Origin of the sequence: Micromonospora sp. NPDC023737 (assembly GCF_040639715.1) — a bacterium.
Lineage (GTDB): Bacteria > Actinomycetota > Actinomycetes > Mycobacteriales > Micromonosporaceae > Micromonospora.
Genome location: NZ_JBFAAL010000010.1, coordinates 47,561 through 63,285 on the forward strand (window position 1 = coordinate 47,561; position 15,725 = coordinate 63,285).

General features: G+C 72.0%; 18 protein-coding genes. 10 read left to right on the forward strand and 8 right to left on the reverse strand.

All coding sequences use genetic code 11. The features are described 5' to 3' along the window. Positions 1-61 precede the first annotated feature (61 nt). From ilvA to AB0F98_RS20910, 3 genes are all read right to left on the reverse strand, one after another. Positions 62-1,282: a threonine ammonia-lyase gene (gene ilvA, locus AB0F98_RS20900; protein WP_357737683.1), complete on the reverse strand. Its 1,221-nt coding sequence runs from the start codon at positions 1,280-1,282 to the stop codon at positions 62-64. A gap of 78 nt (positions 1,283-1,360) precedes the next feature. Next, complete coding sequence (locus tag AB0F98_RS20905; protein WP_357737685.1) at positions 1,361-2,770, reverse strand: amidase family protein; 1,410 nt, start codon at positions 2,768-2,770, stop codon at positions 1,361-1,363. A 16-nt stretch (positions 2,771-2,786) separates the two neighbouring features. Further along, positions 2,787-3,929: a cystathionine gamma-synthase gene (locus AB0F98_RS20910; RefSeq protein WP_357737687.1), complete on the reverse strand. Its 1,143-nt coding sequence runs from the start codon at positions 3,927-3,929 to the stop codon at positions 2,787-2,789. Positions 3,930-4,021: 92 nt separating this feature from the next. Between AB0F98_RS20910 and AB0F98_RS20915 the strand changes: the two genes are divergently transcribed. The 7 genes from AB0F98_RS20915 to AB0F98_RS20945 all read left to right on the forward strand — a co-directional run bounded on the left by AB0F98_RS20915 (position 4,022) and on the right by AB0F98_RS20945 (position 8,045). Continuing rightward, positions 4,022-4,345, forward strand: coding sequence for a hypothetical protein (locus AB0F98_RS20915; RefSeq protein ID WP_357737689.1), 324 nt, complete (start codon positions 4,022-4,024; stop codon positions 4,343-4,345). Between the two features lie 2 nt (positions 4,346-4,347). Beyond that, the gene (locus AB0F98_RS20920; protein WP_357737691.1) at positions 4,348-4,716 is read left to right on the forward strand and encodes a nucleotidyl transferase AbiEii/AbiGii toxin family protein; all 369 of its coding nucleotides are present in this window, start codon (positions 4,348-4,350) and stop codon (positions 4,714-4,716) included. 60 nt (positions 4,717-4,776) lie between these two features. Then, on the forward strand, positions 4,777-5,040 hold the full coding sequence (locus AB0F98_RS20925) for a hypothetical protein (RefSeq protein WP_357737693.1): 264 nt from the start codon (positions 4,777-4,779) through the stop codon (positions 5,038-5,040). 32 nt (positions 5,041-5,072) lie between these two features. After that, a complete protein-coding gene (locus AB0F98_RS20930) occupies positions 5,073-5,492 on the forward strand; it encodes an HIT family protein (RefSeq protein ID WP_357737695.1) in 420 nt (139 codons plus the stop codon). 76 nt (positions 5,493-5,568) lie between these two features. After that, on the forward strand, positions 5,569-6,231 hold the full coding sequence (msrA, locus tag AB0F98_RS20935; RefSeq protein ID WP_357737697.1) for a peptide-methionine (S)-S-oxide reductase MsrA: 663 nt from the start codon (positions 5,569-5,571) through the stop codon (positions 6,229-6,231). 378 nt (positions 6,232-6,609) lie between these two features. After that, the gene (locus tag AB0F98_RS20940) at positions 6,610-7,539 is read left to right on the forward strand and encodes a ribonuclease Z (RefSeq protein ID WP_357737699.1); all 930 of its coding nucleotides are present in this window, start codon (positions 6,610-6,612) and stop codon (positions 7,537-7,539) included. Further along, the gene (locus tag AB0F98_RS20945) at positions 7,536-8,045 is read left to right on the forward strand and encodes a GNAT family N-acetyltransferase (protein ID WP_357737701.1); all 510 of its coding nucleotides are present in this window, start codon (positions 7,536-7,538) and stop codon (positions 8,043-8,045) included. The genes AB0F98_RS20940 and AB0F98_RS20945 overlap by 4 nt, the downstream gene beginning before the upstream one ends. 92 nt (positions 8,046-8,137) lie before the next feature. On the opposite strand, the gene AB0F98_RS20950 is transcribed toward AB0F98_RS20945, so the two are convergent. Next, complete coding sequence (locus AB0F98_RS20950; protein ID WP_357737703.1) at positions 8,138-9,508, reverse strand: cystathionine beta-synthase; 1,371 nt, start codon at positions 9,506-9,508, stop codon at positions 8,138-8,140. An 80-nt stretch (positions 9,509-9,588) separates the two neighbouring features. Then, on the reverse strand, positions 9,589-9,945 hold the full coding sequence (locus AB0F98_RS20955; protein ID WP_357737705.1) for a YkvA family protein: 357 nt from the start codon (positions 9,943-9,945) through the stop codon (positions 9,589-9,591). A 239-nt stretch (positions 9,946-10,184) separates the two neighbouring features. Here AB0F98_RS20955 and AB0F98_RS20960 point away from each other — a divergent pair, with 239 nt between their 5' ends. From AB0F98_RS20960 to AB0F98_RS20970, 3 genes are all read left to right on the forward strand, one after another. After that, positions 10,185-11,237, forward strand: a complete 1,053-nt coding sequence (locus tag AB0F98_RS20960; RefSeq protein WP_357737707.1) for an SGNH/GDSL hydrolase family protein — start codon at positions 10,185-10,187, stop codon at positions 11,235-11,237. Further along, the gene (locus tag AB0F98_RS20965; RefSeq protein ID WP_357737709.1) at positions 11,234-12,037 is read left to right on the forward strand and encodes an SGNH/GDSL hydrolase family protein; all 804 of its coding nucleotides are present in this window, start codon (positions 11,234-11,236) and stop codon (positions 12,035-12,037) included. The genes AB0F98_RS20960 and AB0F98_RS20965 overlap by 4 nt, the downstream gene beginning before the upstream one ends. Positions 12,038-12,183: 146 nt before the next feature. Next, entirely contained in the window at positions 12,184-13,446 is a 1,263-nt protein-coding gene (locus AB0F98_RS20970) for an acetyl-CoA C-acetyltransferase (RefSeq protein WP_357737711.1), read from the forward strand. 34 nt (positions 13,447-13,480) lie between these two features. Here the strand turns inward: AB0F98_RS20970 and AB0F98_RS20975 are convergent, their stop codons facing one another. From AB0F98_RS20975 to AB0F98_RS20985, 3 genes are all read right to left on the reverse strand, one after another. Beyond that, positions 13,481-13,801 carry a hypothetical protein gene (locus AB0F98_RS20975; protein WP_357737713.1) on the reverse strand — a complete coding sequence of 107 codons (321 nt, stop codon included), beginning with the start codon at positions 13,799-13,801 and terminating at the stop codon, positions 13,481-13,483. 119 nt (positions 13,802-13,920) lie between these two features. Beyond that, the gene (locus AB0F98_RS20980) at positions 13,921-14,676 is read right to left on the reverse strand and encodes a Bax inhibitor-1/YccA family protein (RefSeq protein WP_357737715.1); all 756 of its coding nucleotides are present in this window, start codon (positions 14,674-14,676) and stop codon (positions 13,921-13,923) included. 145 nt (positions 14,677-14,821) lie between these two features. Beyond that, on the reverse strand, positions 14,822-15,649 hold the full coding sequence (locus tag AB0F98_RS20985) for a Bax inhibitor-1/YccA family protein (RefSeq protein WP_357737717.1): 828 nt from the start codon (positions 15,647-15,649) through the stop codon (positions 14,822-14,824). Positions 15,650-15,725 lie beyond the last annotated feature (76 nt).

Below are 15,725 nucleotides of genomic sequence, written 5' to 3' on the forward strand. Positions count from 1 at the left end.
CCGTGCAGCGAGGCGTGACACCGACCGGTGCCACGCCTCGCTGGCATGAACCGCCTAGCGCTCACCCCTCGCCGGCGAAGACCACCTGGTAGCCGCTGGCCCGCAGCGCGCTGATCAGAGTGTCCGAATGCTCCACGCCGCGCGTCTCCACCGAGAGCGCCACCTCCACCTCACCGAGATGCAGGTGCGGGTGGACCCGCTGGTGCTCCACGTCCACCACGTTCGCCCGGTGCTCGGCGATCTCACTCAGCAGCGAGGCGAGCTGACCGGGGCGGTCCGAGCAGCGCACGGTGAAGCGCAGGTAGCGGCCGGCGGCGGCCAGCCCGTGTTCGATCACCCGCAGCATCAGCAGCGGATCGATGTTGCCGCCGGAGAGCACCGCGACCACCGGCGCCTCCACCTGCACCACACCGGCCAGCAATGCCGCCACTCCGACCGCCCCGGCCGGCTCGACCACCTGCTTGCCGCGCTCCAGGAGCATCAGCAGCGCCCGGGAGATGTCCTCCTCGGAGACGGTGACCACCTCGTCCACCAGCTTGCGCACGTGGGTGAAGGTGAGATCGCCGGGACGACCCACCGCGATCCCGTCGGCGATAGTGGCGAACGCCGGCAGCCGCACCGGCTCCCCCGCGAGCAGGGAGGGCGGGTACGCGGCCGCGCCGGTCGCCTGCACGCCGATCACCCGGATCTCCGGACGCAGTGCCTTCGCGGCCACCGCGATCCCGGAGACCAGACCACCTCCGCCGACCCCGGTGATGATCGTCTTGACGTCCGGGCACTGCTCGAGGATCTCCAGCGCCACCGTGCCCTGGCCGGCGATGACGTCCCGATGGTCGAACGGGTGGATGAACACCGCGCCGGTCCGCTCGGCGAACGTCTGCGCCGCCACCATCGACTCGTCGACCGTGTTGCCGATCAGCTCGACCTGTGCGCCGTACCCCTTGGTGGCGGCGACCTTCGGCAGCGGCGCGTTCACCGGCATGAAGACCGTGGCGTGCGTACCGACCAGGCCGGCGGCGAGCGCCACCCCCTGGGCGTGGTTGCCGGCGCTCGCCGCCACCACACCTCCGGCGCGCTCCTCCTCCGACAACCGGGAGATCCGGACGTACGCACCGCGCACCTTGTACGACCCGGCCCGCTGCACGTTCTCGCACTTGAGCCAGGCCGGTCCGCCGAGGGCTGCGCTCAGCGGCCGGGAGGGCTCCAGCGGGGTGGTGCGGGTGACGCCGGCGAGCAGCTCTCGCGCGGCCTGTACGTCGGCGAGACCGACCAGTTCCGTCATGCCCCGATCGTGCCATCCGCCGGTCTGACCTCCGGCGGCGACGCCCGCGGAGTGTCGCCCACCCCGCGGGTCAGACGATCATGCGACGGCGGGTGACCCCGTACCGACCCGGGGGTAGCCGGGGGCATGCCGGGGCCACGGCGACTCCATCTCGAACTGGCCGGCGACCCCGAGCAGCAGCAGTTCCGAGCCGGGCGGCCCGACCAGTTGCACGGCGACCGGCAGGCCGTCCGGACGCCGCCCCACGGGCACCACGATCGACGGCAGGCCGGCGATGTTCCACGGCGCGGCGAACGGGGCGTACCGGATGTTGGCCGCCATGTTGGCCCGCCAGGAGCGGGACGACCAGCTGATCGCCTCCGGCGGCACGGACGCCAGCGCCGGGGTGAGCAGCAGGTCGACCGAGTGGTCGCTGAAGAAACCGACGGAGCGGACCCGCCAGGCGGCGCGGTCGGCCTCCCGGACGTACCCACGTCGCTGCGCCCACTCGCCGAGCGCGATGTGCCGGCGGCTGCGCCGCTGCAGGCGGCGCCGGTCGACACCGGTGGCCCGCACGTCCGCGGCGGCCGCCGCGAACCAGGTGGCGAGCCCCTGGAGGCCGAGGCGGGTCGGGTAGACCGGGTCGGCCGGTACGGTGTCGTGGCCGGCGGCGGCGAGCAACCGCCCCGCGGCGGCCACGGCGTCCCGGTTCGGCTCGTCCGGCGACACGCCGCGCACCGGCGAGCGCAGCGACACGCCGACCCGCAGCCGCTGTGGCGGCACCAGCTTCTCCGGGCGCCGCCCGGCGAGCACCGAGAAACCCACTGCCGCGTCGGCGACGGTGGTGGTCAGCACGCCGTGCTCGGTGAGGCCGAACCAGTCGTCCGCGCCGAGCTCGCAGGGGATCACGCCCCGGCCCGGCTTGAGCCCGATCAGCCCGCAGCAGGCGGCCGGGATACGGATGGAGCCGAGACCGTCGTTGCCGTGCGCCATCGGCACCAGCCCGGCGGCGACCGCGGCAGCGGCGCCGCCGGAGGAGCCACCCGGGGTGCGCCGGGTGTCCCACGGGTTGCGGGTCACCCCGGTCTCGTCGTCGGTCAACGCCCAGAGGCCGAGCTCCGGCATCCGCGTCACGCCGAGGATCACCGCGCCGGCGCCGCGCAACCGGCGGACCACCTCGTGGTCGGCCTCGGCCACCGGGGTACGCACCGCGGCCGACCCGTTCCAGGTGGGCAGCCCGGCGACCGGGGTGTTCTCCTTCACCGCCACCGGCACACCGGCCAGCGGAAGGTTGGCCAGGTCCTCCTGCTCGTCGACCTTCTCCGCCTCGGTGATCGCCTCCCCGCCGCGCAGCGCGCGGAACGCGGCGAGGTCGGCGTCGGCCCGGGCGATGTGGTCGAGGTGGTCCGCGACGACCTGGGTGGCGGAGACGTCACCCCGCCGTACGCCCCGGGCGATCTGCTTGGCGGTCGCCCCGACCCAGGTCGGCATGATGTCCTGCACGGCCACCCTCCCCAGCCAGCGGTCAGCCCAGCGCCTGCTCCAGATCGGCGAGCAGGTCGTCGACCGTCTCGATGCCGACAGACAGTCGCACGAGATCGCTGGGAACTTCAAGCGGTGAGCCCGCAGCACTTGCGTGTGTCATCCGGCCCGGGTGCTCGATCAGCGATTCCACCCCACCGAGCGACTCGGCGAGGACGAAAAGCTTGGTCCGGTTGCAGATCTCGACGGCGTGTTCCTCGCCACCCGCCGCGCGGAAGGAGATCATGCCGCCGAACCGGCGCATCTGCTTCGCCGCGATCTCGTGACCGGGGTGCGAGGGCAGACCGGGGTAGATCACCTGCGCGACCTGCGCGTGCCCGTCGAGGTAGGCGGCCAGCCGCTCGGCGTTGTCGCAGTGCCGGTCCATCCGTACCCCCAGGGTCTTGATGCCCCGCAGGGTGAGCCACGCGTCGAAGGGACCGTTGATAGCGCCCATCGCGTTCTGGTGGTAACGCAATTCCTCGCCCAGCCCGGCGTCGGCCGTGATCAGCGCGCCGCCGACCACATCGGAGTGGCCGCCGACGTACTTCGTCGTCGAGTGCACCACCACGTCGGCGCCGAACGCGATCGGCTGCTGCAGGTACGGCGAGGCGAAGGTGTTGTCGACCACCAGCAGCGCACCGGCCTCGTGCGTGACGGCAGCCAGGGTGGCGATGTCGGCGATGCCGAGCAGCGGGTTGGTGGGCGTCTCCACCCAGACGATCTTCGTGCTGCCGGGACGGATCGCGGCCCGGACCGCGTCCGGGTCGGAGACCTTGGCCGGCGTGAAGTCCAGGCCCCAGCGCTCCAGTACGCGGGCGAAGAGGCGGTAGGTGCCGCCGTACGCGTCGTCGGGGATCACCACGTGGTCACCGGGCTTGCAGAGGGTACGCAGGACCGTGTCCTCGGCCGCCAGGCCGCTGGCGAAGGCGAGCCCGACCGAGCCGCCCTCCAGCGCCGCCAGGCATTCCTGGAGCGCGTCGCGCGTCGGGTTGCCGGAGCGGCTGTACTCGTAACCGAGGCGCGGCGCGCCGACGGCGTCCTGCGCGTACGTGCTGGTCTGGTAGATGGGAGGGATCACCGCGCCGGTGCGGGCCTCGGGGTCCTGACCGGCGTGGATGGCGAGCGTCTCGAAGCCGTGACTCATTCCCGTGACGTTAGTCCGCCATCCCCGCCGGCCGGGCGCAACCCAGCGCGTCGCGTCGGCAGGCTATCCCACCGGTCGGCGATAATCGCTCGGTGACCTCGGCCGCTCTCCCCTCCCGTCTGCTCGGTGTGGTCGACCGCATTCCGGCCTCGCTCGCGGAGCTGTCCGGTCCCGAGCACGGCCGGGTCGAGCTTCCGGTACGACTGGCCTGGTCCGGCCTGACCAACTTCGACGTCAGCGACTCGCGGCAACGGCTGACGCTCTACCGGACTCTGATGGACTGCGGCCAGCGCGAGGACATTGTCCGTTATGTCAACGCGACGCTGGTCTGTTCCGACTGGCCTCGGATCAAGCGCCTGACCGCACGGCGCACAGTGGCTCTCTGGGAGCGCAAGCTGCCCGGGCTCGCCGCCTGACGATGGAGGACCTGCATCTGCGGCTGCTGCAGATCGGCTTCGCTGCGGGCGACGACCTCGGGCTGGTCCTTGCCGGTGGTTACGCGCTGTCGGCGCACGAACTCGTCGACCGCCCCTCGCGGGACATCGACTTCGCGACCGCGACGGTCCTGCCGCTGCCGGTCGTGGCCGCCCGTCTCACCGAGGCGTACGCATCCGCCGGGTTCGTCGCACGCGTCATCGAGGCCACGCCCCGTGTGGCTCGCCTGATGGTGCTGGCCGGACCGCTGGCGTGCGAGGTCGACCTACTCAAGGAAGCGATCGGCCCGCCTGCATCGCTCGCTGTCGGTCCGGTGCTCGCGTTCGAGGATGCGATAGGCCTGAAGGTGTGAGCACTGCATGACCGGGCGGCGCACCGCGACTACATCGACATTCATGCCGCTCATCGGCGGTTGAATTGGCGAGAGTTGGAGTCCCTGGGTGCGCGGCACACCGTCGACTTCTCGCTCCTGGAACTGGCCGATCGGCTCGGCGGGATCATTGAGCTGGACGACGAGACCTTCATGTCGTACGGCCTCAGCGACTCGGACATAAGCGAGCTGAGGAGTTGGGCTGTCGCCTGGGAGGCGGACATTCAGGGGCGCCTCGCGAGCGGTGAGACCGGGCCGGTGGGTGTGCCGGACGACGAGTGGGACGCCTACCTCGACCCGGCCTGATCCCACCGGTGGACCCGACATAGCCTGGCCGGGTGGCCGGATGCGTGTTCTGCGGGATCGTGGCGGGTGACGTGCCCGCGTTCCGGGTGACCGACGAGCCGGACGGGGTGGCTTTCCTGGACACCCGGCCGGTGTTCAAGGGCCACGTGCTGGTGGTGCCCCGTGCCCACCTGGTGACGCTCGCCGACCTGTCTCCGGAGTCCTTGCCCGGCTACTTCGCCCTCGTGCGACGACTCGCGGTGGCGGTCGAGGCCGGTCTGGGCGCGGGTGGGACCTTCGTGGCCATCAACAACAAGGTGTCCCAGTCCGTCCCACACCTGCACACGCATGTCGTCCCGCGGACCAAGGGCGACGGACTGCGCGGCTTCTTCTGGCCCCGTACCCGCTACTCCGACGACGCCGAGGCGCAGGAGCACGCCGGGCGGGTCGCCGCCGCGCTGGCCACCGGGTGAGCCGGAGCGCAGCGGGTAAGGATGAGGCACCCGGCGGTGTTGCACGGGCTGGGAAAGCCAGGAGAGGAGTCCCACTGTGTTCCTTCGCCGCATGAAGGCCGAGATGATCTCTGCCGACCAGGCCCTGCCGGGCCGCCTGATCGCGATGCCGGTGGCCGACCGGCATGAGGTCCTCGGCACTCCGCTGAAGGGCCCCTTCCCCGAGGGCAGCCAGGTCGCCGTCTTCGGCATGGGGTGTTTCTGGGGAGCCGAGCGGCTGTTCTGGACTCTGCCCGGTGTCATCACCACCTCCGCCGGCTACGCGGGCGGCTACACGCCGAACCCGACGTACGAGGAGGTCTGTTCGGGCAGGACCGGGCACGCGGAGGCCGTCGAGGTGGTCTACGACCCCTCGAAGATCACCTACGAGGACCTGCTGAAGGTCTTCTGGGAGAACCACGACCCGACCCAGGGCATGCGCCAGGGCAACGACGTCGGCACCCAGTACCGGTCGGCGATCTACGCGACCACGGACGAGCAGCTGGCCACCGCGATCGCCTCCCGCGACGCGTTCGCGCCGATCGTGGCCCGCGCCGGCAAGGGTGAGATCACCACGGAGATCGACCGGCTCGGCGCGTACTACCTGGCCGAGGACTACCACCAGCAGTACCTGGCGCCGACGAAGAACCCGAACGGCTACTGCAACCACGGCCCGAACGGGTTGAGCTGCCCGGTGGGCATCGCACGTACCGCCGGCTGACCCGTCCCACCGCCCGCTTCCTTCCCGCCGCCCGTGGCCCTGCGCCGCGGGCGGCTCGCATTCCCGCTCGGCGTGTGATCGAAATCCGTTGCCGCGCCCCTCGGCGACTGGATAGCGTGGCCGTACACGGGAAAGGAGGTGGTCCAGACTTGTATAGCAATCGGACTCGTGAGGTGGCTGTCCGCTAGCCGCTGTCCTCGACAGTGATTCACGTCCGCCGCGAGGTGGGCACAGGCACGATCGTCGAGACCGTGTGGCAGCGGTGCGGCGAAACCACGACAGCCACCCGACCCCCGGGGTGCCGGCCAAAGTCCAGCCGGCCCGCGCGAGAGCGCGGACACCCCGGGGGTCGCTTCATATCCGGCGAAGGAGCCCCCCGTGTCCATGCGTGAACTGGTGGTGCTCGGGACGGCCAGTCAGGCACCGACACGGGCGCGTAACCACAACGGGTACGTGCTGCGCTGGGACGACGAGGTGATCCTCTTCGACCCGGGTGAGGGCAGCCAGCGGCAGCTGCTGCACACCACGGTCACCGCGACCGACCTGACCCGTATCTGCGTCACCCACTTCCACGGCGATCACTGCCTCGGCCTGCCCGGCACCATCCAGCGGCTCTCCCTGGACCGGGTACCGCATCCGGTGGCGGTCCACTTCCCGGCCGGCGGGGCGGAGTACTTCGCGCGTCTGCGGTACGCGACGAGCTTCCACGAGACCGCCGAGCTGCGCGTCGAACCGATCGAGGCCGACGGAGAACGGATCGAGCTGCACTGCGGCATGCTGGAGGCCCGCCGGCTACGCCACCCCATCGAGACGTACGGCTACCGGCTGGTCGAGCCGGACGGCTGGCGGATGCTGCCGGAGGAACTGGCCGCGTACGGCATCAGCGGTCCGGCCGTCGGTGAGCTGATCCGCGTCGGCCACCTGGACGTGGACGGACGGCGCGTCACCCGGGACGAGGTGAGCGTGCCCCGGCCGGGACAGCGGTTCGCCTTCGTGATGGACACCGGCCTGTGCGACGGTGTCTACGCCCTGGCCGAGCACGCCGACCTGCTCGTCATCGAGTCGACCTTCCTGGAGTCGGAGGCCGCGCTCGCCGCCGAGGTCGGGCACCTCACCGCCGGCCAGGCCGCGCGGGTGGCGGCCGAGTCGGGCGTACGCCGGCTGATGCTCACCCATTTCTCGCAGCGGTACGCCGATCCACGCCGTTTCCACGACGAGGCCCGGGCGCACTTCGACGGCGACCTGATCATCGCCGAGGACCTCAGCACCGTTCAGGTGCCGCCACGCCGGGTAGCCTCGACCGGGTGACCGTCACGCTCCGCCGGGCCGCCACCGACGACCTGATGGCGATCGGCGCGCTGCACCAGCGTTCCCGGGTCGCCGCGTACTCCTCGTTCCTGCCCCCGGAGGCGTTGGTCGAGCCGACGGCGGATGCGATGGGTCGCTACTGGGTCGAGCGGTGGGGCTGGGAACGCGACGACCACCTGATGACCGTCGCCGAGCGGGACGGCGAAGTCGTCGGGTTCACCTACCTGGGCCCGGACGACGAGGGTGATCCGGCTACCGGCCTGCTGAACGCCATCCACCTCGACCCGGCCGAGCGGGGCCGCGGGACGGGCCGGGAGCTGATGATCGACGCGCTGGCCAGCATGCGGAAGCGGAGCTGGCGGCGAGCGGCGCTGTGGGTCCTGACGAAGAACGCCTCCGCCCGCCGCTTCTACGAGCGGGGCGGCTGGTCGCCGACCGGAGTCGAACGGGAGGAGCTGATCGGTGCTGCGGTGACCGGCCAGCTCCGGTACGTCCGCCCGTTGTAGGCGCCGCCCGGCCGTGCGGTCCGGGCGGCGTGGCCGGGCTGGCGACCGGGCCACCCCGACGCAGGGGGTGGCCCGATCGTTCGGTCGTCAGTTCAGCGGGCGCCGAGGTGTGCCAGCAGGTCCTGCCGGGTGAGCACACCCTTGGGCTTGCCGTCGACCAGCACCAGGGCGGCGTCGGACTTCTCCAGCAGACCGACCGCCTCGCTGACCGGCTGCCCGCCGCCGATCATCGGCAGCGGCGCGGCCATGTGCCGCTCGATCGTGTCGTGCAGGTGTGCCTGGCCGGTGAAGAGCGCGTCCAGCAGGTCCCGCTCCGCGATCGAGCCGGCCACCTCACCGGTGACGACCGGCGGCTCGGCCTTGAGTACCGGCAGCTGGGAGACGCCGTACTCGCGCATGTAGTCGATCGCGTCCCGGACCGTCTCGGTCGGGTGCACGTGCACCAGCTCCGGCAGGCCGCCCGGCTTACTGGCCAGCGCGTCGGCGACGGTCGGCTCGGTGCCCGAGTTGTCCAGGAAGCCGTACCGGGCCATCCAGGAGTCGTTGAAGATCTTGGAGAGGTAGCCGCGGCCGCCGTCCGGCAGCAGCACCACGACCACGTCGTCCGGTCCGGCCTTGCGGGCGACCTCCAGCGCGGCCACCACGGCCATTCCGCAGGAGCCACCGACGAGCAGCCCCTCTTCGCGGGCCAGCCGCCGGGTCATCTCGAACGAGTCCTTGTCGGAGACCTCGACGATCTCGTCAGCGATGCCCCGGTCGTACGTCTCCGGCCAGAAGTCCTCACCGACCCCCTCGACGAGGTACGGCCGGCCGGTGCCGCCGGAGTAGACCGAGCCCTCCGGGTCCGCGCCGATCACCCGCACCCGCCCCTCGGAGGCCTCCTTCAGGTACCGGCCGATGCCAGAGATGGTGCCGCCGGTGCCCACTCCCGCGACGAAGTGGGTGATCCCGCCCTCGGTCTGCTGCCACACCTCCGGGCCGGTGGTCTCGTAGTGCGACCGCGGGTTGGCCGGGTTGCTGTACTGGTCGGGCTTCCACGCGCCGGGGATCTCGCGGGCCAGCCGGTTGGAGACGTTGTAGTAGGAACGCGGATCCTCCGGGGCCACCGCGGTGGGGCAGACCACGACCTCGGCGCCGTACGCCCGCAGCACGTCCTGCTTGTCCTGGCTCACCTTGTCCGGGCAGACGAAGACGCAGCGGTAACCCTTGAGCTGGGCCACGAGAGCCAGCCCGACGCCGGTGTTGCCGCTGGTCGGCTCGACGATCGTGCCGCCCGGCTTGAGCAGCCCGGCCGCCTCGGCGTCCTCCACCATCCGCAGCGCGATGCGGTCCTTCACGGAGCCGCCCGGATTGAGGTACTCCACCTTCGCCAGCACGGTGGCCTGGATGCCCTCGGTGACGTTGCGCAGGCGCACCAGCGGGGTGTTGCCGATCATGTCGACGACGTTGTCGTAGTACTGCAACTCGATGTGTCCTTCTCCTCGGCGCCGGCGCCGGGCGGCCGGGCAGCTGGGCGGATTCCCAGCGCCCAGGGTACGTGCCGTCAGGGCACCGCATGACCAGGGATGACCTGGCCACGACGCGTCTCCCACTCCAGGAACCGCTCCGTCTCGGCCAGGACGCTGCCGGCCAGCCAGGCGACCAGGACCGCGTCGTCGGCCAGCCCGAGAACCATCAACGGGATCTCCGGTATCAGGTCGATCGGCGAGGCGATGTACGCCGTGGCGGCCGCCATCAGGGCCAGTCGGAGCCCGCCGTCGTACTCCCGGCGGGCGGTCGCCCGGATCATCCGGGGCAGCGCGGCCAGCCGGGCGCCCAGCGACGGACCGCCGCGCGCACCGGTGGCCAGCGCCCGGGCCAGCGCCGTGAAGGCCGCGCTCCGCCTCAATGTCTTCGCCATCCTCGTGCTCCTTCCCGCGAGCAGCATGCCGTCCCGGCGCAAGCGGGCCGGGCAGGCCCCGCCGGCCGGAGCCGGACGGGAGTCGCATCGGCCGTGGTGGACGGGCGCCGGGAACCACGAATCGCGCCGGACCGCAGCCGATCGGAGGAGGTAGTACCCGGAACGGTCGTGTGTGTCCCGTAACCGTCTGCCCGGTATGACGACAGCGGTCTGTCGGGGTGGCGCGATACTGTCGCGGTATGGGGGTGGCTGGTTCCGTCGCACCGGTTGGTCCGCGCTGGCAGCGCGCCCGGCAGATCGCCCGCTTCACGGCGATCGGCACGGGTGCCACAGCGGCGGCCGTGGTCGCCACCGTCGGAGTGCTGCTCGGTCAGGCCCGCCAGGCCCGCCGCACCATCCCGATGGCCGAGGCGCCGCCACCACGCGTTGACGGCGTCTACGGTGCCAAGTTTCCCGGGCCTCCGCTCACCATGGTGGTGCTCGGCGACTCCTCGGCAGCCGGCTACGGCGTGCACCGCCGCCGGGAGACGCCCGGCGCGCTGCTCGCCACCGGCCTGTCCCGCCGTGCGCAACGTCAGGTGCGGTTGCACCGGTTCGCCGTGGTCGGGGCGATCTCAGCCGGCCTGAAGCACCAGGTGGACGCCGCCCTGGAGTGCCAACCCGACATCGCGGTGATCTTCATCGGTGGCAACGACGTCACCAACCGCACCCCGCCGGCCCTGGCCGTGCGCTACCTGGTCGAGGCGGTCCGCATGCTGCGCGCCGCCGGCTGCGAGGTGGTCGTCGGCACCTGCCCGGATCTCGGGGCGATCCAGCCCATACAGCCGCCGCTGCGTTGGTTGGCCCGGCGGTGGAGCCGACAGCTCGCCGCGGCCCAGACGGTGGCCGTGGTCGAGGCGGGCGGCTGGACGGTCTCCCTCGGCGACCTGCTCGGCCCCCGGTTCGCCGCCGAGCCGGCCCGGATGTTCGCCTGGGACCGGTTCCACCCCTCCGCCGAGGGCTACGCCGTGGCCGCGGCCGCGATGTTGCCTACCGTGCTCTCCGCGCTCGGCATCGGGCCGGAACGCCGGGCAGCGCCGATCCTCGATCGGGGCGTACGGTCACTGCCCGAGGCCGCGCAGGAGGCGGCCCGGCACGCCGGCACCGAGGTCAGCGGCGCCCAGGTTCGTGGCCGCGACCGAGGGCCGACGGGTCGATGGGCGCAGTTGCGCCGGCGGTCGTTCTTCGGGGTCGGCGCGGTGTCACAATCCGGTCCCGCCGCCGACTCACCCGCCGTGGAGGGACTGGCATGAGCGAGCGTGTCCTCGCCACGAGGTTCGCCGGCCGGCTCGGCCGGGCGGCCCTGCTCACCCTGATCGCCGGCACGGTCGGCGGGGCCGCCGTCCTGGCCGGTGAGGCGTTCGTCGCCCGGCACCGCCGCTACGCCGAGCCCGAACTCGGACTGGCCCTGCGCGCGACGGTCGGCCGGGCCGGCGCGCCGCCGCTGCGGCTGGTCCTGCTGGGCGACTCGTCCGCCCTCGGCGTCGGCGTCGACCGACTCGACGACACGATCGGGGGCCAACTCGCGAACCTGCTCGCCGAGGGGCCCACCGGCCGGTTGGTGCACCTCTCCAGCGTCGGCGTCAGCGGCTCCCGCTCGACCGACCTCGCCACCCAGGTGGCTCGGGCACTGCTCGGCAGGCGGCCCGACGTGGCGCTGATCCTCATCGGGGCGAACGACGCCACCGGTCTGCGCCGCTCAGGCGACGCGGCGGCGTACCTTGCTGCGGCCGTGCACCGACTGCGCGAGGCGGGTGTGGAGGTCGTGGTCGGCACCTGCCCGGATCTCGGCGCGGTCCGTGCGATCGCGCCACCGCTACGGCAGGTGGTCGGCTGGTCGGGACGGCGGGTCGCCCGCGCCCAGACCGTAGCCGTGCTGAACGCCGGTGGGACGGTGGTCGACCTGGCCACCGAGACCGGGCCGGTCTTCCGGGCCGACGCCGGCACCCTCTGCTTCGACGGCTACCACCCCTCGGCGGACGGTTACCGGGTGTGGGCGCACGCGCTGCTCCCGGCGGTCGCCGCGGCGGCCACCATCGCTTCCCGGCACTGATCTGCGCCGGCGGCGGCGTGCCGGGGCGCCGCGCCGGGGCCGGTCGCGGCTCGTCGTGCGACGTCCGTCCCCGGCAGCCCGGTAGTGACATTTCTCGTTACGTGGGCGACTTCCACACCAAGTTACCGACCGGTTAACGTGGCCCCATGTCGACTGAGTCGTCCCGCGACGCCGTCATCGTCGCCACCGCCCGCTCCCCCATCGGCCGGGCCCACAAGGGTTCGCTGCGCGAGGTACGCCCGGACGATCTGGCCGCCACCATCGTCCAAGCCGCTCTCGACAAGGTCCCCCAACTCGACACAGCCGAGATCGACGACCTCTACCTCGGCTGCGGCCTGCCCGGCGGCGAGCAGGGCTTCAACATGGCCCGCGTGGTCGCCACCCTGATGGGCCTGGACGGCCTGCCCGGCGCGACCCTGACCCGCTACTGCGCCTCGTCGTTGCAGACCACCCGGATGGCGATGCACGCGATCCGGGCCGGTGAGGGTGACGTCTTCATCTCCGCCGGTGTGGAGACCGTCTCCCGGTACGCCCGAGGCAGTTCCGACGGCCTCCCACCGGAGGCGCAGGCGCTGGTCGGCGGCGGCTGGGAGAATCCGCGCTTCGCCGCCGCCCGGGCGCGGTCGAAGGCCCGGGCCCAGGGCGACGCCGAGGTGTGGACCGACCCGCGCGAGTCCGGTGAACTGCCCGACATCTACCTGGCGATGGGGCAGACCGCGGAGAACCTGGCCCAGGTGTACGACGTGACCCGCGCCGACATGGACGAGTTCGGCGTACGCAGCCAGAACCTCGCCGAGAAGGCCATCACGGACGGCTTCTGGGCCCGCGAGATCACCCCGATGACCACTCCGGACGGCACGGTGGTCAGCACTGACGACGGCCCGCGTCCCGGGGTGACCCTGGAGGGTGTGGCCGGGCTGAAGCCGGTGTTCCGGCCGGATGGCCGGATCACGGCCGGCAACTGCTGTCCGCTCAACGACGGTGCCGCCGCCGTCGTGGTGATGAGCGCTCAGCGCGCTCGGGACCTGGGCATCACACCGTTGGCCCGGATCGTCTCCACCGGTGTCACCGCACTCTCCCCGGAGATCATGGGCCTCGGCCCGGTGGAGGCGTCCCGGCAGGCGCTCAAGCGGGCGGGGATGACCATCGACGACGTCGACCTCGTCGAGATCAACGAAGCGTTCGCCGCCCAGGTGATCCCCTCTTACCGGCAGCTGGGCATCCCGCTCGAGAAGCTGAACGTGATGGGCGGCGCGATCGCGGTCGGCCACCCGTTCGGCATGACCGGTGCGCGGATCACCGGCACCCTCCTCAATGCCCTCGAGTGGCACGACAAGACCATCGGCCTCGAGACGATGTGTGTCGGTGGCGGGCAGGGTATGGCCATGGTGATCGAACGGCTCAGCTGAGCCGGGCAGGCGTGGTCGTCGGGGCCGGGCGGAGTCAGAGGGCGCCGCGGGTCGCCGCCACCTCGGTGGCGGCCCCGGCCAGCACCTCGGGCGCCGCGCCGGCCGCGACGAGGTCCGCCGCGACCACCCGGAGCTGATCGGTCAGGGCGAGGTCGTTGGCCAACCTGGGCACCGTACGCCGCGGCTCACCCTCGGCGTCGGCCGCGAGATTGGCGACCTCCTGCACCAACCGGTGCACCACGTCCGCCCGGGACACGTTGCCGGTCGCGGCGGTCGCCGCCCACCGAGGCTGCTCCCAGTGCCCGACCTGGCGGACCAGCAGCTGCACCGCCCGTTCCAGTTCTGCTGCGCTCACCCCCCGAGTCTACGGATCGGCGCGCGACGCGGCGGCTGCCCGTGACCGGCCCCGAACGCCAGCGAGCCGGGCCACGACCGCGGGCGCTGCAACAGACCGGTTCGGCGGCGACATCGCGTTCACCGGCGCAGGTAGCTGAGCAACCGCAGCAACTGCCAGTAGAGGAAGACCAGGCCGGTGAGCAGCCCGAACGCGCAGAGCCAGGCGTACCGGCGGGGTCGGCCGGCGCGGACGGAGCGCTCGATGAGATCGAAGTCGAGGACGAAGCTGAACGCACCCGCGATGATCGCGATGACGGCGATCACGTACGGCAATGCGCCGACCTCGCCGGTGAGGCTGTAGACCACCAGCCCCTGCCGGCCGGTGACCAGGTAGACCACCAGGTTCACCAGACTGATCGCGACGATGCCGAGCAGGGTTCCGATGACCAGGCGGGCCAACCGGGGCGTGGCGCGGATCAGACGGGCCCGGTAGAGCAACGCCATACCGAGGAAGACACCGAACGTCCCGGCCACCGCCAGCGCGACGATGCCCGGGTAGACCAGCTCGAACGCCCGGCTCGCCACCCCGAGCAGCAGCCCCTCGATCACCGCGTACCCGGCCATGGGCAGCGGGTTGGTGATCCCGCGCAGCGAGATGACCAGTGCCAGCACGAGTGCGGCGAGGGCGCTGCCGCCGAGGGCGCCCGGCACCCAGACCGCCGCCGGTATGAACAGCCAGGAGAGCAGCGCCGTGATGCCGGTGAGCAGGAGCAGCCCGACCGTACGGACGACGACGTCTTCGACGGTCATCTCGTCCGCGACGTCGAGCACCCGGTCGCGCCGCCAGGTGGTCTCGTCGAGCCGGTTCAGCACCGGGTTGCTGCTGCGCACCACGCCACCGCCTTTGCCGCCGCTTCCCTCGCAGTCACTCTGCCCCGGCGCGCCGGGCGGCGGCGGCAAAACGGCCCAGCGGCACCGGGCCCGCACGCGACGGCGCCCGCCCCGCAGTGCGGGACGGGCGCCGGTGGTACGCGGACGGTCAGTCGTCGCCCTGGAAGTAGCTCAGCAGGCGCAGCAGCTCCAGGTAGAGCCAGACCAGGCTGACCAGGATGCCGAAGGCGGCGACCCAGGAGTAGCGCTGCGGCAGGCCCATCCGGACGCCGTCCTCGACCTCCTTGAAGCTGAGCACGAAGCTCAGCGCGGCCACCACGATGCAGACGAGGCTGAACCCGATGGCCAGCTTGCTGCCGTCACGCAGGTGGGTGTTGACACCGAAGAGCGCCAGCACCAGGTTGATCAGCATCACGGCGAAGAGGCCGGCCATCACGGCGACCATGCCCTTGACGAACGCCGGGGTGGCCCGGATGACCCGCGCCTTGTAGAGCATGGCCATCACGAAGAAGACGCCGAAGCTGGCGACCACGGCCTGGAGCACGACGCCGTCGTACGCCCGCTCGAAGGCCTTGCTGACCATGCCGACGAAGACGCCCTCGACGACGGCGTAGGCCACGACCAGAGCCGGGTTCGCCATCCGGGAGAACGAGATGATCAGGCCGAGGACCAGGCCTACGACCGCGGCGCCGATCCAGGCCACCCCGACCACCGCGTCGGGCACGAGCACCCAGGCGGCCGCGGCGGCGACGCCGAGGATGCCGAGGAGGGTGACGGTCTTGACCACCACGTCGTCGATGGACATGGGCGCCACGGTGGGCGGCGCCGCCGGGTAACCCGCCGGGTATCCGGGCTGGCTCGGGTACTGCTGCGGAACGCCGGGCGCACCGTACGGCCCGGTCGGGGCGTACCCGGCGGAGCGCTCACGCTCGGCCGCCTGGCCGAGCCGGGCGAGCACCGGGTTCGAGGTCTTCACTGTCTGGCCTCCCTCAGGGGGTCGTCATGCACGTGAACGCGCACACACAAGAGTAAACCGCCAGACCCATCCGTGG